Raw genomic sequence first — 24,805 nt, 5'->3', positions numbered from 1 at the left:
TAATTAACCATGATGGTGCGTGGATATCTATTTGATTGTGAATTATTTATTGAGCAGATTTAGAAGCGAAATTAATTTTTGGGACGAGAAATTTTACTTATAACAGCACTCTACATGATTTTTGAGCAAAAGTTAATTAGACCTGCCGCTACATTTGAGACAGGCCGAGACTAAGAGTAAGGTGAATAAATTTAATTCATAATTTCATCAATTTTGGCAGAGATCCTTGCTGATAAATAAGGATCTTTTTTTGCAAGGCCACGGGCTACTTTGAGTTGAGCTACTGCAGCTCTTTTTTGTCCTTCAAGAAGTAAACATTGGGCTTGGGTAAAATAAGCATAATCTTTTTGATGCGACTGCGCTTGCGCTCGGGCTAACTCACGACACAAAGGAAGATCGTGTTTATATTTTCTACTTCCTTTAAGTAAGATACTGGTTGCTTTCTCATTTTGATTCGCAGCCAACAAACCTTGAGCGTACGCCATAAGAGCGGCGTAATTGTCAGGATAGTTTTTTTGTATTTCTTCTAATCGCGAGAGGGCTGCTTTATGTTGAGACATTCCTGTTTCAGCTTGCGCCATAGCAATTTGAAAATAGAGATTATTATTTTCTGCCAATAAAGGGGTCAAAATAGTAGCTGCTTTGGCATAACTATTATTATTGATTAAAGTAAGAGCATGACCATATTGGCAGGCATGAGCAGGAGTTTTTTTGTTGCATTGATGCTCATAATAATCAAATAACGTTTTAGGCTCTCGAATGACTGAAGTGCGGATTAATTCTTTAACTAAAGGATATTCAGGAGAATCTACATGCTGTTTGTGCGAAAATTGCGCGATACGGTTTTCTGCTTCGGCGATCCTATCTCCATCCAGCGGGTGGGTACGTAGAATGGCTGGTACGTTTGCTGTGTAGTAATAACGTGAGTTTTCCTGCATTTTTTTAAAAAAGGCAGCCATACCTTGAGGGTTATATCCTGCTTTAGTCAACATATCAATCCCTATCCTATCCGCCTCTTTTTCTTTGGAGCGGGTAAAATTGATATTGTCTTGTGAGAATCCTGTTAAAGCGCCCATCATTCCAGCCATTCCTACAGTAGGATTAATTACTCCCAAAGCAGCAGATGCCAGGATGGATGCAAGCATTGGAACACGCATTTGTTTTTGATGTTCGATCATCCTGTAGAGATGATGCAAGCGTACGTGTGCGATTTCATGGGCCATTACTCCAGCAAGCTCGCTTTCAGTACTGGTGGTTAAAATAAGTTGCGAATTAATACCTATATGCCCGCCGGGTCCTGCAAAAGCATTGATTTCATTTGATTTTACTATAAAGAAATCAGGTGTTTTAATATGACCCGCATGTGCCAGGTTTTTTCCAATACGATTAATATATTGGCTTGCTAATGGATTTCGCTCCACGCTTTCTGATTGATTGATTTGCTGTACGAATTCTTTTTCCAACTGCTCCAGCTCACTGGTTGAGTACGGAGACAAACCCTCGGCAACAGAAGTTTGAGCAATAAGACTCGCTAACAGTATCCAAAAGATGTTTTTCTTAATTTTCAATTTAATCATTAGGCTACTCAAAAATTGAATAATTTGTTATCATTCACGCATCGTAACTACTCATCCCTTCTCGTCATCCTGCGGTTTGTCCTTAGGATCACGCCTATTTTAGTGTTGAGCAGTTACCATGCATCATAGAAAGGTACTTAAACAATGCACAAAAAGTTTTTGCTCGCAGCACTTGAACAGGCCCGTATTGGACAAGGCCACTGCGCCCCTAATCCCTGTGTTGGCGCGGTTGCTGTGCAAAATGGAACTATTATAGCACAAGCAAGTCATGGAGGGGCAGGGACTCCGCATGCAGAACAATTATTGTTAACACAGATTCCTCCTAAAATGCCAGGGGTTTGTCTATATATTTCTCTTGAGCCATGTAATCATTGGGGAAGAACGCCACCTTGTGTTGATGCGATTATTAATCATGGGGTGGAGGAAGTTGTTTTTGCTTATTTGGATCCTAATCCAGTGGTAGCTAAGAATAATTCTTCAGAAAAACTACGAGCTCATGGAATTAAGGTGACGCATTATCCTGTAGATGAAATTACCGAATTTTATAAAAGTTATTCCTATTGGACTCTGACCAAAAAGCCAAGGGTAACCGTGAAAATGGCGCAAACGCTAAATGGTAAAATTGGCCGCTCAGTAGGTGAGCGTGTTATTTTATCTAATGCTTTATGTGGGGAATTTACGCATAAAATGCGCGCTGCTGCTGATGTAATTCTCACTACTGCCAAAACAGTGCATAGGGATAACCCCAAAATGAACGTGCGTTTAGGCCAGGAAGAACAGGCAAAGCCTGTTGCAATTATCGATAGGCAGTTGAGTCTGAATCAACAATCTATAATTTTTTCAACCGCCGCTCATTGTCATGTATATCATTGCAATGAGCGAAAAGTTTACTACCCTAACAGTACTTTCCATTTAATGCCCATGAAAAATGGCGTAATGGATTTAGAAGTTGTGATAAGCCATCTTGGTGAACTGGGGTATCATGATGTTTGGGTAGAAGCGGGTGGAGCCCTTTTTAGTGCACTGCACCAACAAGGATTGGTTCATCGAACATATTTATATATTGTCCCAAGTATTTTGGAACCCGATGCAATTTCAGCATACCAGCAGAATGGGATATTTGACCGAGCGCATACTATTTCTTGGCATGCTATGGGCGACAATATGATAGCATGTCTGGATTGGCTGGAAGATTAAATGAACACTGGATCAAATGAGGTCGCGTTATGAAGTATTCATTAGCTACAATAGAACACGCAGTGGAAACACTCAAAGCCGGTAAAATGGTTATTTTAATGGATGATGAAGATAGGGAAAATGAAGGAGATCTGGTTGTGGCTGCGGAGTATGCAACGCCAGAAGCAATTAATTTTATGTCTCGTCATGGTTGTGGTTTGATCTGCTTGTCTATGGCTGATGAACTAATTGATAAATTGCAATTACCGATGATGGCACAAAATAATAAATCTCCTTATGGGACCGCATTTACGGTATCCATAGAGGCAGCAGAAGGTGTATCAACAGGTATTTCCGCTAAAGATAGAGCTCAGACGATTAAAGTCGCGATAGCTTCTGAGAGTGGCCCTGCGGATGTTATTTCTCCAGGACATGTTTTTCCTTTGCGTGCCAAGAAAAAAGGCGTTTTGGAACGGCCTGGGCAAACAGAGGGTAGTGTTGACTTGGCAAAGCTTGCTGGTTTAACTCCTGCCGCTGTAATTTGTGAAATTATTAACGAAGATGGCACCATGAGTCGACGGGATGAATTGGTTGCATTTTCTGAAAAACATAATATTCCTCTGGTAACGGTTAAAGATTTGATAGAATATCGAATTCGTCATGAAATATTAGTCGAAGCGGCAGCCACAACACGTATTCCTTTGCAAGATAAAGGCGATTTTAATATGACTGTTTTTGCAAATGAACTTGATGGTGCAGAGCATTTTGCTTTGGTAAAGCCACCAATATTTGCTAATCGTGTGCCGCTAGTGCGTATTCATTCAGAGTGTATTACAGGTGATATTTTGGGCTCTTGTAAGTGCGATTGTGGCAAACAATTGGAACAATCATTGTCTCTAATTGCGGCTGAAGGTGGTGTTTTAATCTATTTACGCCAGGAAGGGCGTGGAATTGGTTTAGCAAATAAATTAAAAGCTTATGCCTTGCAGGAGCAAGGTTGGGATACCGTTGATGCGAATCATCAACTAGGACTTCCTGCGGACAGCAGAAATTATGCGATTGCCTATCAAATACTTAAATATTTTGGTATTGATGCAATAAGATTATTAACCAATAATCCATCCAAAATTGCTGCGGTTGATCGTTATGGTGTAAAGGTTATGGAGAGAGTGCCTTTAGAAATAGAACCTACTAAGGAAAGTCACAGATATTTAAAAACTAAGAAAGAGAAAATGGGACATTTATTGGCCATAAATTAGGTTGATTTGCTGATATTGTAGCCTGGGTTTCCGTTACGTGTGTCCAGACTTCAATAGACCTAATTTTCTATTTCTCTACTGAACAGTACTTAATTAGCAGGATACAAGGTCAATTATGACAAATTTTATTTTTATTACAGGTGGAGTGGTATCTTCCTTAGGAAAGGGTATTGCAGCTGCGTCGCTCGCTGCCGTGCTCGAGGCGCGTGGTCTTAAAGTAACCCTTATTAAGCTTGATCCCTATATTAATGTTGATCCTGGAACCATGAGTCCCTTCCAGCACGGCGAAGTGTTTGTGACCAATGATGGTGCAGAAACAGATCTGGATTTGGGACATTATGAGCGTTTCGTAAATACAACGATGACAAAACGTAATAATTTTACCTCAGGGAAAATTTATGAAAATGTCATTAAAAAAGAAAGAAAAGGGGATTATTTAGGTGGAACGGTTCAGGTAATTCCCCATATTACTAATGAGATCAAACGATGCATTAAATTAGGTGCTGATGGTTTTGATGTGGCAATGGTTGAAATTGGTGGAACTGTAGGTGACATCGAATCCTTACCTTTTCTTGAGGCCATTCGTCAAATGCGAATAGAATTAGGCTCACAAAGAACTTTATTCATCCATCTGACTTTAGTGCCTTATATTGCTACTTCAGGTGAGACCAAAACAAAACCAACTCAGCACTCAGTAAAGGAATTGCGCTCCATAGGTATTCAGCCGGATATCTTGATTTGTCGCTCAGAAAAAGCGTTACCTATGTCTGATAGAGCAAAAATTGCATTATTTACTAATGTGGAGAAAGAAGGCGTTATTCCTCTTGAAGATGCGCCAAGTATTTATCAAATTCCAAGAGTTTTGCATGAGCACGGACTCGATGACATTGTTGTGAAAAAATTGGGTCTTGATGTAAAGCCTGCTGACTTAAGTGAGTGGGATCGTGTTGTGGCAATGAGAGCGGTTCAAACCGCGACTGTAAAAATTGCTATGGTCGGTAAATATATTGAATTGAATGATGCCTATAAATCCATTAATGAGGCTTTATTGCATGCGGGACTTCATACCCAAACGAAAGTCGAAATTGTTTATTTGGATGCTGAGTTAATTGAAACTCATGGGGCGTCGCTTTTAGAAGGTATTGATGCCATTCTTGTTCCAGGCGGTTTTGGAGAGCGTGGTGTTGAAGGTAAAATTAAAGCAATCCAATATGCTCGTGAGCATAAAGTTCCTTTCTTAGGAATTTGTTTGGGAATGCAAACAGCAGTTATTGAATTTGCCAGAAATGTTGTTGGTTTAAAAGAAGCAAATTCTACTGAATTTAATAAAAGTACACCGTATCCTGTGCTGGGATTAATTAATGAGTGGATGGATGCGGATGGTTCAAAACAACTTCGTGATGAAGATGGTAATTTAGGTGGTACCATGCGTTTAGGGGCACAAATGTGTCAATTAGCAGAGGGTACATTGGCACGTAAAGTCTATGAAAAGCCACAAATAATAGAACGTCATCGCCATCGTTATGAAGTAAATAATAAATATGTAGAAAGCCTGGTTGAACATGGGTTGATTATCTCCGGACGTTCTGCAGATAATTCTTTAGTAGAAATGATAGAATTATCCGATCATCCCTGGTTTTTGGCATGCCAATTTCATCCAGAATTTACATCGACTCCAAGAGCAAGTCATCCACTGTTTAAACAATTCGTACTTGCTGCTCGTAAAAAACATCAAGGAAAAAATTAAGAATGAAATTATGTGGATTTGAAGTAGGTTTAGATAAGCCTTTATTTTTAATTGCTGGACCGTGCGTCATTGAAAGTGAAGAACTGGCTTTGGAAACTGCAGGTTATTTAAAGGAAATATGCAAGCAATTGCAGATTCCTTTTATCTATAAATCTTCGTTTGATAAAGCAAACCGTTCTTCTATATCCAGCTACAGAGGCCCTGGTTTTGAAAAGGGATTATCCATTTTAGAAAAAGTAAAAACTCAGGTGGGTGTTCCTGTTTTAACTGATGTCCATGAGGATACTCCTTTGTTAGAAGTATCGAGCGTGGTGGATGTATTACAAACCCCAGCGTTTTTATGCAGACAGACTAATTTTATCCAGAAAGTAGCGTCGATGAATAAGCCTGTTAATATCAAAAAAGGACAATTTTTAGCTCCCTGGGAAATGAAGCATGTGATTGATAAAGCAAAGGCATGTGGTAATGAGCAGATTATGGCATGTGAGCGTGGTGTAAGTTTCGGATATAATAATTTGGTTTCTGACATGCGTTCTTTAGCCATTATGCGTGAAACGGGTTGTCCTGTTGTTTATGATGCAACACATTCGGTGCAATTGCCTGGCGGAAATAATGGGGTTTCTGGAGGACAACGTGAGTTTGTTCCTGTTCTGGCTCGCGCTGCAGTAGCTGCAGGTATTTCTGGATTATTTATGGAAACGCACCCAAATCCAGATAAAGCATTGAGTGATGGTCCTAACAGTTGGCCCTTGGATAAAATGAAACCATTACTGGAGTCATTAAAGGCCTTAGATGCAGTATATAAAAATACAGGGGAAATTGAGTAATCAATTTCTCCCTTCTAAATCCCTTGGGATTGGCATCATGCTATAATATATTTAAATAGTTTATTTGAGCATATTATGAAAAATTCTAAATGGCATGAGCTTAAAATGAAGCACGATAAAGAATTGAATAACGATAAAATGAATTATGATCCAATCGATACTAAAAAAGAATTAGATGAGATTGAGAAAATTAATTTTGATCCAAACGACACGCGACGTGAAATGGATGTTCTAACTAATACTCGAGTGGGTGCTACACATCTCCCTGCACAACTGATGAATCAGCGAAATCCTTTAGATCCAGTTGATACGCCTACAGAAACCGAAGAGCTTGAGAATGCTCCCAAACCTCGCTAATCATGCACATTGTTCTTAAGACCTGTCGCCTCTAATTTCACACTATTTTTTAAATTGTTTAGCCATTTTTGTCTATTTTCTTCTCCCATATCTCCTTTCTTAATGACATAGTGCAAAAGATATATGCCGGTACTGTCTTTAATCAACATTTCCAACTCATCTTGAATTTGATTTTCAGGTGCTTCTATTCTTGTTTCAAATATCACCCGGTTTTCTGTATCTTCATGGAATTTGATGATGGGTTGATAACCTAAAGCTTTTAGATTGTCTATGAGAGTATTGGCGAATTGTTTTAATGATATATTTTTCTCCGATACAGGAAAATACTGGCTTGTAACTAATTCATGCCAATGATTAATATCGTCTCCTGCAGGAACGTATTCGATTGTTGTGCCAATTGAATTTTTATTACCCCAAGCCATTTGCCATGGACGTTCATCGAATGCAATCTTTAATCTTTCATAGTTCTTTATTTGAGGATCTATGGGATCAGAATCAGTTGACGAATTACAATAAAGTACGCCGTTATACAGGTAGTACTGTACGCACTGGGTATCATTTTCCGGAGTGACCTTAACCATATTGTCTAAAGAAAAAGAAGCTCCTACGGCTATAGAGCTCATCATAGTGAAAGTCCAAATAAATAGAATCGGTCTGACGATTTGATGATGCATGATGAATTTTTTTAGGGTACGTGTATAAAGAATAGCTTATAAATATGAACTAGTTAAAAATTATAAGTTACTCATAGTTATCAACGTACAATGATGTTAATTAGTTGTAACCTGGATGAAGTGAAGCGGTATCCGGGGTTCCTTTAATTCGCGTTCACCCAGTTACAATAGCAGAGGAGAGGGCATCCAATAACGTGATGAGTATGAGTAAAATCAGGAGAATCCCTCATCTTAAACTCCTCCGGATGACGTGGTTGTGAATGCATCATAAATACTGCAACTGTTGTGGAGCGGATGTAAGTGCAGACAATTGGGTAAGTTTAAACTTTGACTCGTTGTTCGAGCCAAAGTTGGAGTTTTTTAAGAATAAAACTTATTTCGTAGAAACCTCTCCTGATTATAGGAGAGGGTCAAAAAACTTAGCTGAGATCACTCATGCTAGATACTGCATGATAACCTGCATCAACGTGAACTACTTCGCCAGTAATCCCTGAGGCTAAATTAGAGCACAAAAATGCAGCAGTATTCCCAACTTCTTCAATCGTAACGTTTCTATGGAGCGGGGTAATATTAGCATAGGCATTTTGAATTTTACGGAAATCTTTAATTCCAGCCGCAGCAAGTGTTTTGATTGGTCCTGCTGATATAGCATTAATTCGGATCCCTTTAGAACCTAAACTTGAGGCTAAATAACGGACGGAAGCTTCAAGACTTGCCTTAGCAACACCCATAACATTATAGTTAGGTACCGCTTTTTCAGCGCCATAGTAACTTAAGGTCAACAGAGAGCCTTCCGTACCTTCCATCATAGGTAAAGCAGCTTGAGCGAGTCCTATCAGACTATAGGCACTGATATCATGAGCAATTCTAAAGCCTTCACGTGTACAAGACTCTACAAAATCTCCACTAATTTGATCGGCTGGAGCATAAGCTACTGAATGAATAAGGATATCTAAGTGGTCCCAATGTTTGCGAAGATTTGAAAAAAGAGCTTGGATTTCCTCATCATGAGCAACATCACAAGGAAAGGTAAGAGATGAATTGAATTCAGCCGCCATTTTTTCGACACGATCTTGTAAACGATCATTTTGATAAGTAAAAGCTAATTCAGCTCCCTGCTCATGAAATGCTTTAGCAATACCATAAGCTATAGATCTATTGCTCGCTAGACCAATAATAAGTGCTTTTTTACCCGCTAAAAATCCCACCATTCTCTCCTCAATTAATTAACATGAGTTCGATATAAAAGGCCATTTTATGTCTTTTATCGCTAAACGAATGTTATCCCGTAAAATGCTAGCATTTATAAGGGTTCTAGTTTTAAATAATTAAGTTCGATATGAAAAATAAACTTATTTTTTCATATCGAACTCACATTAATTAGTATGCAAAGCTAATAATTCACGCATCTTAGCCTGAATCATTTCAATAGCAATCCTGTTTTCTCCTCCGCGAGGAATAATAATGTCTGCATAGCGACTAGATGGTTCTATAAACTGCAAGTACATGGGACGTACTGTTGTTTCATATTGATGTACTACCGATTCAAAGGTTCTATGCCGTTCAACCACATCTCTTTTTAAGCGTCGGGTTAAACACACATCGAGCGGAGTGGACATAAAAATTCGAATATCCATTATTTCGCGTAATTCTTTATCGCTAAAGAGTAAAATACCTTCAAGGATAATAATGGCATGTTGTCCCACCGTTCTGGTTTCAGGCAAGCGCATGTGCTTGGAGTGGGAATAGATTGGAATTTCAACTGGTCGACCATCTCTTAATTGTCGTAAATGTTCGCAAAGCAACGCATGATCAAAAGAATCAGGGTGATCATAGTTTATTTTTTCTCTTTCAGGGAAAGGCAAATGACCATTATCTTTATAGTAGGCGTCTTCAGAAATAACTACTACTTGTTCCGAGCCAAGCTCATTAACGATTGTATTCGCTAAAAGACTTTTACCTGATGCAGAAGGGCCTGAAATCCCAATAATTATCGCTTGTTTGTTCATGATGATATCGTTAGAAATTTCGTGCAAATACTAAAGGTTTTTTGTGTTAAATTCAATCTTTAATTAGGGTTTGCTTGTTATAATGCTTTTTTTTAGAGCGATAAAACACACAAATTCTATAATATAAGTTTAGCTGATAAAAGATAACCCTGGGTGCGCTGCAGAACCCAGGGCTATCTGTTTAATTAAAAGCAGACACCACTTCCAGCAAGGGATTTCCGACAGTTCCAGATGGATTTTTTATCATAAGTATTGCGGATAAAGTAGCTGCAATGTCCGTGGTGTAAGTCGGACGAAATATGCGTTGCGCTTTAAAATCAGGATGAACAAACAGTAATGGAACATAACTGTCATATTGCCAAGGACTACCATGAGCAACACGATCGTTACCTTTAGTACCATAGGATTGATTTGGAGGTTGAATGAGGTAAAGATCTCCGGACCGATCTGGGAAATACATTTTATTAACTTTAGCGCTAAGCCAATCGTTTTCAATATCTGTAATTGGTAATGCATAGGCTTTGAAAACTCCAGGTTGCAGCGTTAAAGCGCGTGCAAGATAACGTTTCACTTCATTTAGTTTAATTTTATGCTGATTTATTACCTTATGATTAAGATAGATATAAGGCGGGGTAATCGACATGAGTGTTTCTTCTGGAAGCGCATATTGTTTTTTTAATACGTTATGAATGTAGTGCTCCATTTTTGGTATATCAATGGGATGAATTTCATGCATATGATGTGCTTTTAGATAAGTTGGACCATCATTTACACCATGATCTGCAGTAAGCACTATGAGTGTATTGTTGAGGCCTACTTGTTTGTCAATAACAGCAAAAAGATGCGCCAAAGTTTTATCTAATTCTAATAAATTATCTTCTGATTCAAGGCTATTGGGGCCAAATTGGTGACCGATTGCATCGACAGCAGAGAAGCTAATTCCTAAATAATCCGTTTTTCCAGATGATTGTCCTAATCGTTCTTCAGTTAAAAGTTGCTCTGCAAAATCTGCGGTTAATTGGTCTGCCTTAGGGGATCGGGACAGAGATTTAAAGTATTCAGGACTTGGGGATTGAGTTATATGATGTGGAAAGGTTTGACCAAAAAGTTCATCCTCATGATGGAAAATAGGAGAATTAGCATTTTGATATTCAGTTTTAGCACGACTCAGATGCCAATCGTAATCTTTAGGAAGATAATTTTTATTCCAATTTTTAACCCAGTGAGGGTATTGGGAATAGTAGTAAGTACTGGTAATAAAACCACCATTAGTTGTATCAAACCAAAACGCCTTGCCCGCATGACCAGCGAGGGCTATCGCTGAACGATCTTTTAAAGAGACACCAAAGGCACGTCCTTTATGGGAGAGTATGACTTCATCGCTTGACGTTGAGGCATACAAGTTTTTCGGAGAGCGCCCTGGAATAACAATACGCGTATGAGGTGTGCTCAGTATATTAGTTTTTAAATCCTCCATGCAATAGATCATCTGCTGTGATTTTCGGTCATACCATTCATTATTAACAATGCCGTGTAAGGATGGAAAACTTCCTGTTGAAACAGTAGCATGTCCTGCACAAGTAGTAGTATTAGCATGTGGGTGATGCGTATTATGATAATCTATGGCATGACTTAGCAAATAATTAAATCCTCCATTACCAAATTGTTGCTGATGTTGAACAATTAAATCACCACGTAATTGATCGATTACCAGTTGAACAACCAATTTGGGTTGATTGATTTGTGCATAGGTGTTGAGACAATTTAGAAAAAGAAAAATGGCGCAGAGGTATTTTTTCATAACTTCTCCTGATGCGGACTAAAAGAGGTAAATTAATCAACAGGGCGGAAAAAAGCAATCAAAAAGGTACATTTCACTTTTTTAAGCTCCTGTTTGCCTTAGAGGATAAGGCGGTGAAAAGAGTTTTTTTCATGAGTATATGCTCGAAATCGTTTGCTCTATGTTATTGACTTTTAAAGATTAAAAATTAATTAAGGAGTAAAAGGAAAATGCATGACTGGCTTTCTGAATTAGTTTAAACTTCGCCTTGGAGTAAATTTTACTAATCCCGATTCATGGAGTTTAAGGAGAACAGAAATGGGTTTTCAGTATGTCAAATATGATAAATTAGCAAAATACATTACGGAGAGTATTGCAACTGAATTAAAAAGCCATAAGTTGGATGAAAAAAACATTCCAAAGTCATTAAAGATTCTTTCCATTAGTCATCCTGAACGAGCGATTCAGTGTAAATATTTAAATGCAATCCTAAACTGTCTTGAACAATCCGACAATGACGATGAAGACAAAAAAATTGTACTTAATGCCGCGGCATACTATATTCGTGATCAAATTTTTAAAAGTTATCAAGGAACTGTAACTCCATATTTTTTATCTCCCGAAAACAGTACTTTATTTAATGCATTAACTACTTCACTCAATCTTACTTTGGACAATTTTCCGGATTCTAAAGATTTGCTTGATATGTATGATGCTTTGAGTAATTTTATGCATTCACATGTATATGTAGACTCTGATCCCAGAAAAGGTTATCTAAGCCCGAGTCAACAGGCTTTTTCAAAAACAAAAATCAGGGATTATAAGGTAGAAGATGTGCTGCAAGATTTACTTAAAAAAGTAGCGAATTTCAGAACAAAAGAGATTGATCTGACTAGGGAACAACAGTTGCTAAAAGAATCTGATATAAAAAATCGTGCAAGACTCTTTTCAGACAAAGCGATTCCTCCTGCACCAGAGTCTCCTAACAACCAAGATACTATGGAGCCGATTGTCTATACTCTTTTTACCAATAACAGCCTTTAATAGGCATTGTTTATAAACAGTAATCAGTGCAGCGAAGTAGGACCCGGTCAAAAATCGTAGGAACTCCTTTGCTGCATCATGTTGTGAATAGGATTTAGAAATTACAGCGGCTCTGATAGTTCCTTCTGTTGTTCTATGGGGTAACCTGACATAGCCCAATCGATAATACCACCATCAACTGAATAAACTTCTTGATATCCTAAATCCATTAAGGATTGAGCAGCAAATAAAGATCGGACTCCACCTTTGCAGTGTAAATAGATGGGTTGATTTTTATTGGGGAATTGAACTGCAAAAGAGGATGTAATGCGATCTTTAGGGATATGGATCGCTCTGGCAATATGGAATTCTTGCCATTCTGCCAATTCCCTAACATCAATTAAACAAAGATTGGGATCATGATCCATCCTTGTTTTTAGTTGATGTACATCAATTGTTTTAATATTAGGGTTGGTCATAACGAATCTCTCTTATTGTCGGTCTTGTAAAGGTGGAGTGGTGGAGTAACCAATAAATCGTTGCTGTGAACACACCGCCTATTAATGTAGCAAATGCCCAGGTAGCAGCAGAAACCAAGACTGGTTTTTGTCCGGTTTGATTCATATTGCCCGCATCGTGGGCTACAGCACCAGCAAAAATTAAATGTAAAATACCATTAATGATCATCATAATATATAAAAAGGTTTGTATTTGAGTGGAAAATTGTTGTATTAGCTCATTGATCATGAATAAGGTTCCTTTAGTTGTGAATCAATGTTAGTTGGACTTTTAAACCAAACAAAATCATTTTTTAGTAATATCATGAAATTAACGGATTATGTCAGGCATAAAAATCGAACTTGCAATATAATAACAGAAAATCAATAAGATCTTTTATTTCTGTGATAACCCCGGTAACATCATCGAAAAAAATAGAAAGAGAGAAAGCATGAATGCACATGAAATCCCCGTCCCTCATTTAACCACCGCTCATTCTGGACCATTGTTTCATGTTGAAAAAATTGTTTTAAATCAGATAGCAGCAATTGAAGCGTGGTTTAGACATCAATGGAAAGAAACTCCTCCTCCTTTAACTTCATCGGTTGACCTACGCCATGCAGGATTCAAACTGGCGCCGGTAGATACTAATCTATTTCCAGCGGGGTTTAACAATTTGAATCCCGAATTCTTACCCCTGTGTATTCAGGCAACACAGTCTGTTTTAGTTGATTATATCCCAGATTGCACACGCATCTTATTGGTTCCAGAAAGTCATACACGCAATATGTTTTATTTAAAAAGTCTTAATGTATTAAGAACAATTTTTATCAAAGCGGGCTTTGTAGTTCGTATTGGTAGTTTGGACCCAGAGATTAAAGAACCCACTGAAATGATTCTTGATGGGGGTGAATCGCTACTCTTAGAGCCTATACAGCGCGAGGGCGATCGTGTTGGCCTGGCTAACTTTAATCCATGTTTTCTTATGTTGAATAATGATTTGTCTCAGGGGATCCCTGAAATTTTACAAGGAATAAAACAAAAGATAAGACCTACAGCACAATTAGGTTGGTCTTCGCGGTTGAAATCTAGTCATTTTAATTTTTATGACGAGGTCGCGATGGAGTTTTCCGAATTGGTAGGGATGGATTCCTGGTTAATCAATCCTTATTTTAGTGCTCTAGAAGGACTGGATTTCATGGCTCAGGAAGGGGTAGACAGGTTAGCCATCGAAGTAGATAAAATTCTCACTTTAATGAATGATAAATATGCAACTTACGGAATAAAAGAGAAACCATTTGTTGTAATTAAAGCAGATAATGGTACTTATGGCATGAGTGTTATGATGGTGCATGAGGCAGAAGAGGTACGTAAATTAAATAGAAAACAACGTACTCGAATGTCGACCAGTAAAGGTGGTCGCAAAGTGGATAGAGTTATTATTCAAGAGGGTGTATATACTTTTGAAACCATGCCAAACGGTTCTGTTGCTGAACCTGTAGTCTATATGATTGGCCAATTTGTGGTGGGTGGATTTTACCGAGTTCATCAAGAACGTGGTATTGATGAAAATCTGAATGCACCGGGAATGCATTTTGAACCTTTAGCTTTTGCCCAAGCGTGTAATATGCCTTGCGATGATTTAACTGAGGTGGATGAATCGAATCGCTTTTATGTGTATGGGGTTATTGCCCGCTTAGCAGCACTTGCTGCAGCAAGGGAAATTGCAGCGATTGGAGGTGAATGATGAAACTTGCTGTGTTGTTGGATCCTCTAAATCAATTAAAGCCTTATAAAGACACCTCTCTAGCTATGATCAAGAAAGCTCAAGAAATGGGTTGGTCTTGTGTTGTTTTTACTCAAGAAGATTTATTTTGTAAGGAAGGACGGGCTTTTGCATACGTTTATGATTTAAGTATCGGGGATGTGAGTAGCAAAGATTGGGTAACGATTAATGATTCATATGAAACGCCTTTAGGTGAATTTGATATCATTTTGATGCGCAAAGATCCTCCTTTTAATACAGAATATATTTATACGACCTATTATCTGGAACTGGCTGAACGCGAAGGAGTTCTTGTAGCCAACAACCCCCAAAGCTTACGTGATGCAAATGAGAAGTTTTTTACTTTAAATTTTCCTCAGTGCTGTCCAACCACACTTGTTTCACGAAATATGAAACGGTTGAAATCATTTTGGGAGGAGCACAAACAAGTTATTTTTAAACCATTGGAAGGAATGGGAGGTAATTCTGTATTCCATGTTGAGGAGCAAGGAAATAATTTAGCAGTTATTTTAGAAGTCCTAACTAAAAATCAAACACAAACGATTATTGCTCAACGATATATTCCTGAAATAAAGCACTCTGGCGATAAACGCATTTTATTAATCAATGGCGAACCTGTTCCTTATGCATTGGCACGTATTCCTGCACAAGGAGATTTGCGCGGTAACTTAGCTGCAGGTGCACGAGGAGAGGTAGTACCTATTACAACTAGAGACAGGTGGATATGTGAACAAGTGGGGCCTACGCTTAAAGCCAAGGGTTTGTATTTTGTTGGTATTGATGTGATTGGTGATTATTTAACAGAAATTAATGTTACAAGCCCAACCTGTTTACGAGAAATAGAAGCAGAAACAAAACTTGATATCGCTGGTGATTTTTTACGAAGCCTTGAGAAGATATGTCTTGCCTAATAATTAAACTCTATAAAAGTAACCAGGATGAAGCCTAGCAAAATTCGGGGCTAAGAAATTTATTCAAATACAGAAACCTGGGTTTCGCCATTCTTCACCCAGGCTACAAAGTATTACAGAACTACATTATTCATCTACATAATCACTACCAGTTTCTGCTGCTGCTTCCTGATCTGCTTTTTTATCATCAACATACAGAGAACCTGTATCTGGATGAGTACCTGTAATTAAATGGTTACGATATTGTAAATACGCATCTCTCATAAAGGCATATTTATCCAAAGCTTCATCCATTATTTGATCAGTATCGAGCAGTTGTGAGCGTAAATCCACAGTACGGAGCGCTAATAAACTGTAGACTACTGCATCTTCATTAATGTAAACATAGGGGCTGTATAGCGCAAATTGGAATAACCATCCTGCTCCGTCTCGAAGAGTACTTGGACCCAATAGGGGTAGCATTAGGAATGGGGAGTTTTTATCGCCCCATTTCGCTAAAGTAAGACCCAAATCATTTGAATGAGGGGGTAAGCCAAAGGTTTTAGCTACGTCAAATAAACCACCCACACCTAAAGAAGAGTTTATAATGAAGCGCCAAGAGTCTCGAATTGCCCATTTTCCCTCAGCCTGCAGAAGATCATTTCCTACGGATGGAATAAGATCCAAGTTGTTGTAAAAGTTATTTATACTTTTTCGAACAGGAGCCGGTAAAACGGCCCGATATGCCTTTGCGGTGGGCCTCAAAATTGCATTGTCTAAGGCAGAATTAAACTTATATACTTTGCGGTTAAAAGGTTCAAAAGGATCGGCGGGGTTAGTTCCCTTGCAAGCACATCCAGTTAAAGCGAGAGCACCGGTAAAACTAATGACTATTGAAATTAATCGCATGATTTTTTTAATTATTTGACTTAGTAAACGATGTTACACGAGTTTGATGTACTTGCAAACAATCATAGTGACTCGTGCAGTCGTTGACGTTTTGATTAAGATATATTTTTGTGGCCTGGGTTAGCACAGTGGAAGCGAATATAAAGTAAGACCACAATATAGATGGACTAGTTTCGATCTTGATTAGAACGATAAATAATTTATTGAACAAGGTGGTTTAGATCCCGCGCATAAAGCGCGGGACGTAGAAGACTTGAGATAAGTGGTCAATAGATTCTAGAACTTTAACAAAAAAGTCACAGGTCCATCATTACATAAGTGCACTTGCATGTTGGCACCAAAACATCCGCTCTGTGTATGGGGAAATAACTGCGCAGCGCGCGTCAAGAGATTATCAAAAAGCAATCGTCCAAGCTCTGGTGGTGCTGCATTGGAAAAACTGGGGCGCAATCCTTTTTGGGTTTCGGCCATTAATGTAAATTGTGGAACTAATAATAAACCACCTTGAACATCTTTAAGGCTCAAATTCATTTTGCCTTGATTGTCATCAAAAATACGATAATTAAGGCATTTATCTAACATTTTATTGATATTGTGTTCTGTATCATCAGGTTCAAAACCACAGAGTATCAGAAGTCCTTGATCTATTCTTCCAACGGTTTCACCATCAATATCTACACGAGCGTGTGTTACTCTTTGAATGACTATCAGCATGCATCAAGCCCTTGTTTGGAAATTTCTTTACTCGCATAAATTAGGGCGTCAATAATGCCTGACTCTCTATCCGAATGCCCTGCATCGCGAACTATTCTTAAATTGGATGCCGGGATTGCTTGATGCAGTTCAAAGGCTCCTGCCAGAGGAGAAATTAAATCAAAGCGGCCGTGTACAATGTATGTTGGGATATGTCTAATTTTATGAACATTGTCCATTACCTGATTTTCTTCAATGAAAAAATGATTGTTGATGTAATGGGATTCTAATGTCGCAAGAGCGAGGGCAAAATGAGGATCGCTAAATTGATCAATGACATATAAATGAGGATGTAAGCTACTACAACGAGCCTCCCATAATGCCCATGACTTTGCCGCACTCATTCGTGCCAGTTCATTAGGACCTTGTAAACAATTGGCATAATATTGAGGGATTTTGTCCAGCATGTTTTCAGGGACAGTACTAATAAACTCTTGCCAGTAATCAGGATAAACTAGGTTGGCACCGCGCTTATAAAACCAATCAAAATCATGCTGTCTTCCCAAAAAAACTTGATGCAGTTGTAGTGCCTTAATTTGTTGTGGAAATTTTTGGGCATAGAGTAAGGCAAGTAAAGAGCCCCAGCCACCTCCAGACAATACAAATTCGGATAACCCTAAGAAGTCTCTAATGGCATCGATGTCATCTAATAACAAATTGGTCGTATTTTCACGAACTTCCAGATGAGGAGTAGAACGCCCACAGCCACGTTGATCAAACAGTACGATTCGATAATGTTGTGGATCAAAAAACCGTCTATGATAACCATCTCCAGAAGAAGCACCGGGGCCTGGATGTAATACAATAACGGGCAATCCATCAGGATTGCCTGTTTCTTCAATATAAAGCGTATGTAGTGCACTGACTTTTAATTCATGTTGCGCATAAGGTTTAATTGACGGATAGAGTGAGTGCATTTTAGTCCTTTGGGAAGTTTTGTTTTGCCATATTGCGCTATTTTGCGCCGGGAAGCGTTTGAAAGCAATACGTATTCATGTTGGCGTAAAAAAACAAGATTATAATTATAATTAGTATAGCTTCTATTTTCTTTTCCTTGCGGGATAGTGGGATCTATTAATAGAATACACCATCGATTTTTTCCTGGAATTTATTTATGACTCTTGCTGCAATTCTTAAAGGACTGAATGAGCGACAACGCGAAGCAGTTACTTCTCCGCTGGGTAATACGCTGGTCCTTGCTGGGGCAGGGAGTGGGAAGACAAAGGTTTTGGTTAGTCGTATTGCATGGCTTATTGAGGAGAAGCATATTTCACCACATGGAATTTTAGCCGTAACGTTTACCAATAAAGCAGCTGGCGAAATGAGAACGCGCTTAAATAATATGTTGAGTACCCCTGTATTGGGATTATGGGTAGGAACTTTTCATGGGTTGTGTCATCGCTTGCTTCGTCGTCATTATCAAGAAGCACATTTGCCTGAACTATTCCATATTTTAGACTCTGAAGATCAAGCACGCTTGATCAAACGAGTGATTGCTTCATTAAATCTTGACTCAGAACAATGGCCAGTGAAACAGGCTCAGACTTTCATTAATGGACGCAAAGATGAAGGGCTACGACCCCAGCACGTCCATACTTTGCCTTATGGGCCTGGTAAAACATTACTCAATATTTATAATGCATATGAACAAGCCTGCCAGACTGCAGGAGTAATTGATTTTGCGGAATTGTTATTGCGGACTCATGAATTGTTACGCGATAACCCAGAAATTCTTAATCACTACCGTCAACGTTTTCAAGCGATATTGGTGGATGAGTTCCAAGATACCAATACAATTCAATATGCATGGGTACGTCTTCTTGCTGGGGAACATGCTGCTGTCTTGGCGGTTGGCGATGATGATCAATCAATTTATGGTTGGCGTGGCGCTAAAGTAGAAAATATTCAGCAGTTTTCTCAAGACTTTAAAAACACACAGATTATTCGTTTGGAACAAAATTATCGTTCCACAGCTACAATACTTGATGCTGCCAATGCTTTAATTACCCATAATAACTCACGAATGGGGAAAGACTTGTGGACGGATGGTGCAACTGGAGAAAAAATTATAGTCTACAGTGCTTTTAATGAGCTGGAAGAAGCACGCTTTGTTTGTGAACGAATTATGATGGAAATAAATCAAGGCGTAAGTGCTGATGAAATTGCTATTTTATATCGTTCGAATGCTCAATCAAGGGTTTTAGAGGAAGCATTATTACGTGCTGGAATTGCTTATCGTATTTATGGTGGATTACGCTTCTTTGATCGCGCAGAAGTAAAAGATGCTTTAGCTTATTTGCGTTTATTAGTGAATCCTGATGATGATAATGCTTTTGAGCGTATCGTTAATTTTCCAACTCGAGGTATTGGTGAAAAAACGCTTGATGATCTGCGTCATTATGCCAAATCGGAGCAAAGTTCTTTATGGCACGCGGCCAAAACCTTATTGCAATCAGGTGAAATGGCTCAACGGGCAGGTTCTTCTCTGGCGAAATTCATCGAACTAATCGAACAATTGCAGCAAAATACCGCAGCAATGGAGTTAGACGAGCAGTTATCTATAGTTATTCAGCAGAGTGGATTATATGCTCATTTCAGCAAAATCAAAGGCGATAAATCGGAGTCTCGTCTTGATAACTTACAAGAATTAATCAATGCGGCAAAACAATTTCGTTATGAACAAGAAGACGAAGAAGAAATTCCTCTAGTGAATGCATTCCTAGCACATGCCTCTTTAGAGGCCGGAGAAATGCAGGCAGAAGAGCACGAGCGTTATGTTCATTTGATGACTTTACACGCTGCTAAAGGCCTTGAGTTTCCCATGGTATTTTTAGTAGGAATGGAAGAAGGTGTGTTTCCTGGAAAACAGTCTTTGGAGGAGCCTGGACGTTTGGAGGAAGAGCGTCGGTTATGTTATGTGGGGATGACGCGTGCTATGCGCAAACTGGTTTTGTCGTATGCTGAAATACGACGACAATATGGTCGAGAAGAGTATCATCGGCCTTCACGATTTTTAAGGGAGTTACCCCAGGAATTACTTGATGAGATTCGTGTCAAGGCGAAATTTCAAGCACCAGTTATTACGCGAAATAAACCTTCCGTGGTGCCAGAAACCTCAGGGTTGTCTTTAGGACAAAGTGTAACCCATGCAAAATTTGGTCAAGGCATAGTATTAGCAGTTGAGGGTAGTGGGGCGCATACTCGTGTTCAGGTAAAGTTTAATGAACATGGTGTGAAATGGCTTGTTTTAGCTTATGCTAATTTAGCTGTTGAGATGTGAGTAATACTAATATTCCTAGGGTCCTCTTGGCTGCACTCAAATGGCATTGATTTTAGAGCACCGAAACGCGTATAAAATTAGGTCCTTTGGCCTTGAGATAGTAGAATTGTAAACAGGCCCTATTGAATTTTCTTCAAGCGGATGCTAGGGTGCCGGTTGGAAAGTTGTTGGTATTATGTAAACTATTAAATAAGGGGAACTGTGTGAAATTTACAAATTTATTAACAGTAGGAGCGCTGGCCGCATCTTTAGTATCACCTGCAATTATGGCAGCAGATACCAATAATACAACTCCTATGTCTGATACCCAAAAAAAAGAAATTGAAAAAGTAATACATGACTATTTAGTTACTAATCCAGAAGTACTTTTAGAGGCTTCTCAAGCATTGCAACAGAAACAGCAGCAAAGTATGCAACAACAAGCTCAATCTGCAATTAAAGAAAATACAGACCAATTGTTCCAAGGTAAAATTTCAGTTGTAGGTAATCCAAAGGGGAATGTGACTATTGTAGAGTTTTTTGATTACCAATGCATTCATTGCAAAAAAATGTCACCAATTATTAATAGTTTGGTTAAGAAAGACAGTGATTTGCGAGTTATTTATAAAGAGTTCCCAATTTTTGGCAAGAGCTCTGAATTGGCATCTAGAGCTGCTTTAGCTGCTGGCATGCAAGGTAAATATAAAGAAATGCACAATGCATTGATTTCCATTGATAAGCGTTTAAACGACCAAATCGTTATGGCTACTGCTAAGTCTTTAGGTTTGGATATGAAGAAGTTAAAGACTGATATGCAAAGCAAAGAAGTCACAGCTGCTTTGGATGCAAACCGTGAATTAGCAGAAAAGTTACACCTAATGGGAACTCCTGCATTTATAGTTGCTTCTACTCCAAATGGTCAGTTTAAAGCGGGTTCTGAACCTTCATTTATTCCTGGCGCTGCAAGTGAAGAGTCGTTGCAAGAGTTAATCAAAAAAGCAGCAGGTAATTCATAAGCCATCGCAGTTAAGTACAAAAGTAACCCGGGTGAAGCGAAGCGGAGTCCGGGTTTTGCAGGGTACAAATTTCCAGGGTCTGCTTCGCTTCACCTAGGCTACATTGAGATTTTCATGACAAAACCATCTACATTTCAGGATATTATTCTTACTTTGCAGCAATATTGGGCTGCTCAAGGCTGTGTTATATTGCAACCTTTTGATATGGAGGTTGGCGCAGGTACTTTTCATCCAGCAACGTTCTTACGTGCAATAGGCCCTGAGCCTTGGTCAGCTGCGTATGTACAGCCTTCTCGAAGACCTACTGATGGTCGTTATGGAGATAACCCAAATCGAGTGCAGCATTATTATCAATTTCAGGTGGTACTCAAGCCTTCTCCTTTAGATATACAAGATAAATATTTGGATTCGTTACGTGCCCTAGGAGTGGATCCTTTGGCGGATGATATTCGTTTTGTTGAAGACAATTGGGAATCGCCTACTTTAGGTGCGTGGGGTCTCGGTTGGGAGGTTTGGCAAAATGGCATGGAAGTATCCCAATTTACTTATTTCCAACAAGCAGGTGGTTTAGCGTGTAAACCGGTAACGGGTGAGCTGACTTACGGGTTGGAACGTTTGGCTATGTATATATTGGGGGTGGATAACTTATTCGATCTACCTTGGAGTAATACAGCGAATGGCATCATAACTTATGGTAACGTGTTCCATCAAAATGAAGTGGAGATGTCGGCGTATAATTTTGAACATGCGAATGTAGAAGAGTTATTTAAACAGTTTGATTATTATGAAAGTGAGGCACAAAAGTTGATTGAGTTACAATTACCACTTCCTGCTTATGAAATGGTAATTAAAGCATCGCACTCATTTAACTTACTCGATGCACGCAAAGCAATATCCGTTACTGAAAGGCAGCGTTATATCTTACGCGTAAGACATTTATCAAGAGCCGTAGCGCAAGCTTATTATCAAGCACGCGAAGCTTTAGGCTTTCCTATGCTTAACCAAAAGGTGTGTGATGGTCAATGATTTTATTTTTGAATTAGGTTGCGAAGAGTTACCTTCTGGTTCGGTATGGCCTCTCGCTGATGAATTTGCTAATCAGTTATTGGCTGCATTGAATAAGGCACAATTGGGTTATGGGCAAGTAAAGCGTTTTGCTACACCACGACGTATCTCGATTGTGATCTTTGATTTGCAAGACGAACAAAAAAGCCAAAGCGTGACCCGACGTGGTCCTGCAGTGGCCGCTGCGTATGACAAAGAAGGAAAACCTACCCAGGCCTTACTGGGTTTTGCCAAATCATGTGGTGTTGAAGTAGAACAACTTTCTCAGATTGAAACAGAAAAAGGGGATTGGATTGTTTTCGAAACACTTAGCCAGGGTAATAAAACCGAAGATTTGTTGCCTGTCTTAATAAATCAATCTCTGGCTGCTTTGCCCATCGCTAAACCTATGCGTTGGGGAGCAGGAGATGAGGAATTTGCTCGGCCTGTGCATTGGGCAGTAATGCTTTATGGGGATAAGGTAATAGAACATAGTGTTTTAGGAATTAAAAGTGGTCGCGACAGTAGGGGACATCGTTTTCATCATCCCCAACCTGTTGTAATTAACTCCGCAAAAAGCTATGAATTACAAATGAAGGAAGCCTTTGTTCTTGCTGATTTTGCTACTAGAAAGCAAATAATTAAAAAGCAAGTGGAGGAGTTGGCTGCATCCATTCAGGCTACAGCGATTATGCCTGAGGATTTGCTGGATGAAGTTACTTCAATTGTTGAGTGGCCTCAGGCACTGATGGCTAATTTTGAAAAAGAATTTCTTGAAGTGCCTGCTGAATCATTAATTGCATCAATGCAATCACATCAAAAATGTTTTGCTTTAAAGGATAAACAAGGAAAGTTATTACCTCATTTTATTACAGTGTCCAATATTGCTAGTACCAATCCCAAACAAGTTATTTTAGGAAATGAAAAAGTGATGCGAGCGCGTTTAAGCGACGCAGCATTCTTTTTTAGGCAAGATAAAAAATTACCTTTAAGTCAGCATATAGCGGGTACCGAGCACGTTGTGTTCCAAGCAAAATTAGGCAGTTTAAAGGATAAAGCATTACGAATTGAAGCACTCATGGCTTATTTAAGCCCTGCTTTACATTTAAGTTTACATCAGGCACAACGAGCAGCACAGTTGAGCAAATGTGATTTGCTGACCGGAATGGTCGGCGAGTTTCCTGAATTGCAGGGACTAATGGGATATTATTACGCACTAAACGATGGTGAAGATCAAGGTGTTGCTCAGGCTTTAAATGAACAATATATGCCTCGTTTCGCTGCGGACAGCTTACCTGAGTCTGATTTGGGTTTGACTTTATCACTAGCAGATAGAATCGATACTTTAGTTGGTATTTTTGCCATAGGGCAAAAACCTTCTGGAGTAAAAGATCCATTCAAATTACGCCGTCATGCTTTAGCTGTTGTCCGATTACTCATTGCAACATCAGCACAACTCAACTTAACCACACTGATTGAGCAAGCCATAATTCATTACGGAACTCAAATATCTGTTGAACCTAATTTATCGGATGAATTGAAATCGTTCATTCTCGAGCGTTTACAATCTCATTATCAAGGTCAGGGATTAAGTGTTGATTTAGTGCATGCTGTTAGAGCGCGTCAGGATGATTGGCTGTATGATCTGGACAAACGATTAAGTGCTTTGCAATTATTTGTAAAACTGCCTGAAGCAGCTTCTCTTTCTGCTGCGTGTAAACGTGTGAACAACTTGCTTTCGCAAGCAGGAAGAAAAACTTTATTGGCGGTGAATGAACAACTTTTTACAGAAGAGCCAGAGAAGTTTTTATTTATACACATTAATCAGGTTGCACGAGCAGTAGAGCCTTTATATCGTTCTGCCGATTATGGCCCCTTGTTGAAGTTACTGGCTAGTCTTAAAGAACCAGTAGATCTTTTCTTTGATAAAGTTATGGTAATGGTTGAGGATCAGGCAATAAAAGCTAATCGTTTGGCACTTTTAGCACGTTTGCAGGATTTATTGCAAGGAGTTGCTGATATCTCCTTGTTGCAGATGGGGTAATCCGTTATCTTGAATGTGATTTTGGACCATTGTCCTTAGTCTAGAATTGTGTCATTCCCGCGTAGGCGGGAATCCATCTCTAAATTGAAACCCTGCGCGTAGGTACACATTGAAACGTAACTTCATTAGGTTCCATTTGTAGCGAGGGAGATGAATGGTTGATAGGTTGTATCAAGA

Annotated in this window: 22 protein-coding genes; 12 read left to right on the top strand and 10 right to left on the bottom strand. The window is 39.0% G+C overall.

All coding sequences use genetic code 11. The features are described 5' to 3' along the window. Nucleotides 1–191: 191 nt before the first annotated feature. On the bottom strand, nt 192–1,577 hold the full coding sequence (locus ACWTEW_RS38225; RefSeq protein ID WP_454783206.1) for a M48 family metalloprotease: 1,386 nt from the start codon (nt 1,575–1,577) through the stop codon (nt 192–194). 144 nt (nt 1,578–1,721) lie between these two features. On the opposite strand from ACWTEW_RS38225, the gene ribD reads away from it, so the two are divergent. The 5 genes from ribD (at nt 1,722) to ACWTEW_RS38200 (ending at nt 6,943) form a co-directional block, all read left to right on the top strand. Next, nucleotides 1,722–2,774, top strand: coding sequence for a bifunctional diaminohydroxyphosphoribosylaminopyrimidine deaminase/5-amino-6-(5-phosphoribosylamino)uracil reductase RibD (gene ribD, locus ACWTEW_RS38220; RefSeq protein ID WP_454783205.1), 1,053 nt, complete (start codon nt 1,722–1,724; stop codon nt 2,772–2,774). A gap of 29 nt (nt 2,775–2,803) precedes the next feature. Further along, nucleotides 2,804–4,012, top strand: coding sequence for a 3,4-dihydroxy-2-butanone-4-phosphate synthase (gene ribB, locus ACWTEW_RS38215; RefSeq protein ID WP_454783204.1), 1,209 nt, complete (start codon nt 2,804–2,806; stop codon nt 4,010–4,012). A 115-nt stretch (nt 4,013–4,127) separates the two neighbouring features. Further along, nucleotides 4,128–5,759, top strand: coding sequence for a CTP synthase (locus tag ACWTEW_RS38210; protein WP_454783203.1), 1,632 nt, complete (start codon nt 4,128–4,130; stop codon nt 5,757–5,759). 2 nt (nt 5,760–5,761) lie between these two features. Next, nucleotides 5,762–6,586, top strand: coding sequence for a 3-deoxy-8-phosphooctulonate synthase (gene kdsA, locus ACWTEW_RS38205; RefSeq protein ID WP_454783202.1), 825 nt, complete (start codon nt 5,762–5,764; stop codon nt 6,584–6,586). A gap of 75 nt (nt 6,587–6,661) precedes the next feature. Further along, on the top strand, nt 6,662–6,943 hold the full coding sequence (locus tag ACWTEW_RS38200) for a hypothetical protein (protein WP_454783201.1): 282 nt from the start codon (nt 6,662–6,664) through the stop codon (nt 6,941–6,943). Here ACWTEW_RS38200 and ACWTEW_RS38195 read toward each other — a convergent pair. The 4 genes from ACWTEW_RS38195 to ACWTEW_RS38180 form a co-directional block, all read right to left on the bottom strand. Then, nucleotides 6,940–7,569 carry a hypothetical protein gene (locus ACWTEW_RS38195; RefSeq protein ID WP_454783200.1) on the bottom strand — a complete coding sequence of 210 codons (630 nt, stop codon included), beginning with the start codon at nt 7,567–7,569 and terminating at the stop codon, nt 6,940–6,942. The genes ACWTEW_RS38200 and ACWTEW_RS38195 overlap by 4 nt on opposite strands. A 467-nt stretch (nt 7,570–8,036) precedes the next feature. Next, nucleotides 8,037–8,828 (bottom strand): enoyl-ACP reductase FabI, encoded by a 792-nt coding sequence (locus ACWTEW_RS38190; RefSeq protein WP_454783199.1) that lies wholly within the window; start codon nt 8,826–8,828, stop codon nt 8,037–8,039. Nucleotides 8,829–8,993: 165 nt separating this feature from the next. After that, nucleotides 8,994–9,626 (bottom strand): uridine kinase, encoded by a 633-nt coding sequence (gene udk, locus ACWTEW_RS38185; protein WP_454783198.1) that lies wholly within the window; start codon nt 9,624–9,626, stop codon nt 8,994–8,996. 181 nt (nt 9,627–9,807) lie between these two features. Continuing rightward, nucleotides 9,808–11,427: an alkaline phosphatase family protein gene (locus tag ACWTEW_RS38180; RefSeq protein WP_454783197.1), complete on the bottom strand. Its 1,620-nt coding sequence runs from the start codon at nt 11,425–11,427 to the stop codon at nt 9,808–9,810. Nucleotides 11,428–11,724: 297 nt separating this feature from the next. On the opposite strand from ACWTEW_RS38180, the gene ACWTEW_RS38175 reads away from it, so the two are divergent. Next, nucleotides 11,725–12,450, top strand: coding sequence for a hypothetical protein (locus tag ACWTEW_RS38175; protein WP_454783196.1), 726 nt, complete (start codon nt 11,725–11,727; stop codon nt 12,448–12,450). A 101-nt stretch (nt 12,451–12,551) separates the two neighbouring features. Here the strand turns inward: ACWTEW_RS38175 and ACWTEW_RS38170 are convergent, their stop codons facing one another. Beyond that, nucleotides 12,552–12,908, bottom strand: coding sequence for a rhodanese-like domain-containing protein (locus ACWTEW_RS38170; protein ID WP_454783195.1), 357 nt, complete (start codon nt 12,906–12,908; stop codon nt 12,552–12,554). Continuing rightward, nucleotides 12,895–13,176: a hypothetical protein gene (locus ACWTEW_RS38165; protein WP_454783194.1), complete on the bottom strand. Its 282-nt coding sequence runs from the start codon at nt 13,174–13,176 to the stop codon at nt 12,895–12,897. Before ACWTEW_RS38165 ends, ACWTEW_RS38170 begins: the two co-directional genes overlap by 14 nt. 202 nt (nt 13,177–13,378) lie before the next feature. Between ACWTEW_RS38165 and gshA the strand changes: the two genes are divergently transcribed. Then, nucleotides 13,379–14,674, top strand: coding sequence for a glutamate--cysteine ligase (gene gshA, locus ACWTEW_RS38160; RefSeq protein ID WP_454783193.1), 1,296 nt, complete (start codon nt 13,379–13,381; stop codon nt 14,672–14,674). Beyond that, nucleotides 14,674–15,624, top strand: a complete 951-nt coding sequence (gene gshB, locus ACWTEW_RS38155; protein WP_454783284.1) for a glutathione synthase — start codon at nt 14,674–14,676, stop codon at nt 15,622–15,624. The genes gshA and gshB overlap by 1 nt, the downstream gene beginning before the upstream one ends. Nucleotides 15,625–15,750: 126 nt before the next feature. On the opposite strand, the gene ACWTEW_RS38150 is transcribed toward gshB, so the two are convergent. From ACWTEW_RS38150 to pip, 3 genes are all read right to left on the bottom strand, one after another. Then, the gene (locus tag ACWTEW_RS38150; RefSeq protein ID WP_454783192.1) at nt 15,751–16,512 is read right to left on the bottom strand and encodes an MlaA family lipoprotein; all 762 of its coding nucleotides are present in this window, start codon (nt 16,510–16,512) and stop codon (nt 15,751–15,753) included. A gap of 276 nt (nt 16,513–16,788) precedes the next feature. Beyond that, complete coding sequence (gene dtd, locus ACWTEW_RS38145) at nt 16,789–17,226, bottom strand: D-aminoacyl-tRNA deacylase (protein ID WP_454783191.1); 438 nt, start codon at nt 17,224–17,226, stop codon at nt 16,789–16,791. After that, nucleotides 17,220–18,182: a prolyl aminopeptidase gene (gene pip, locus ACWTEW_RS38140; RefSeq protein WP_454783190.1), complete on the bottom strand. Its 963-nt coding sequence runs from the start codon at nt 18,180–18,182 to the stop codon at nt 17,220–17,222. Before pip ends, dtd begins: the two co-directional genes overlap by 7 nt. A 197-nt stretch (nt 18,183–18,379) precedes the next feature. Between pip and uvrD the strand changes: the two genes are divergently transcribed. The 4 genes from uvrD to glyS all read left to right on the top strand — a co-directional run bounded on the left by uvrD (nt 18,380) and on the right by glyS (nt 24,628). Then, entirely contained in the window at nt 18,380–20,545 is a 2,166-nt protein-coding gene (gene uvrD, locus ACWTEW_RS38135) for a DNA helicase II (RefSeq protein WP_454783189.1), read from the top strand. A gap of 203 nt (nt 20,546–20,748) precedes the next feature. Further along, complete coding sequence (locus ACWTEW_RS38130) at nt 20,749–21,540, top strand: DsbA family protein (RefSeq protein WP_454783188.1); 792 nt, start codon at nt 20,749–20,751, stop codon at nt 21,538–21,540. Nucleotides 21,541–21,654: 114 nt separating this feature from the next. After that, entirely contained in the window at nt 21,655–22,566 is a 912-nt protein-coding gene (gene glyQ, locus ACWTEW_RS38125) for a glycine--tRNA ligase subunit alpha (RefSeq protein WP_454783187.1), read from the top strand. Beyond that, on the top strand, nt 22,556–24,628 hold the full coding sequence (gene glyS / locus ACWTEW_RS38120) for a glycine--tRNA ligase subunit beta (protein WP_454783186.1): 2,073 nt from the start codon (nt 22,556–22,558) through the stop codon (nt 24,626–24,628). Before glyQ ends, glyS begins: the two co-directional genes overlap by 11 nt. The last annotated feature ends 177 nt before the right edge of the window (nt 24,629–24,805 follow it).

The sequence above is a fragment of the Legionella stuttgartensis genome (assembly GCF_977063405.2).
The sequence above is the reverse complement of the archived record's forward strand: the minus strand, read 5'-3'. Positions and strand labels throughout refer to the sequence as shown.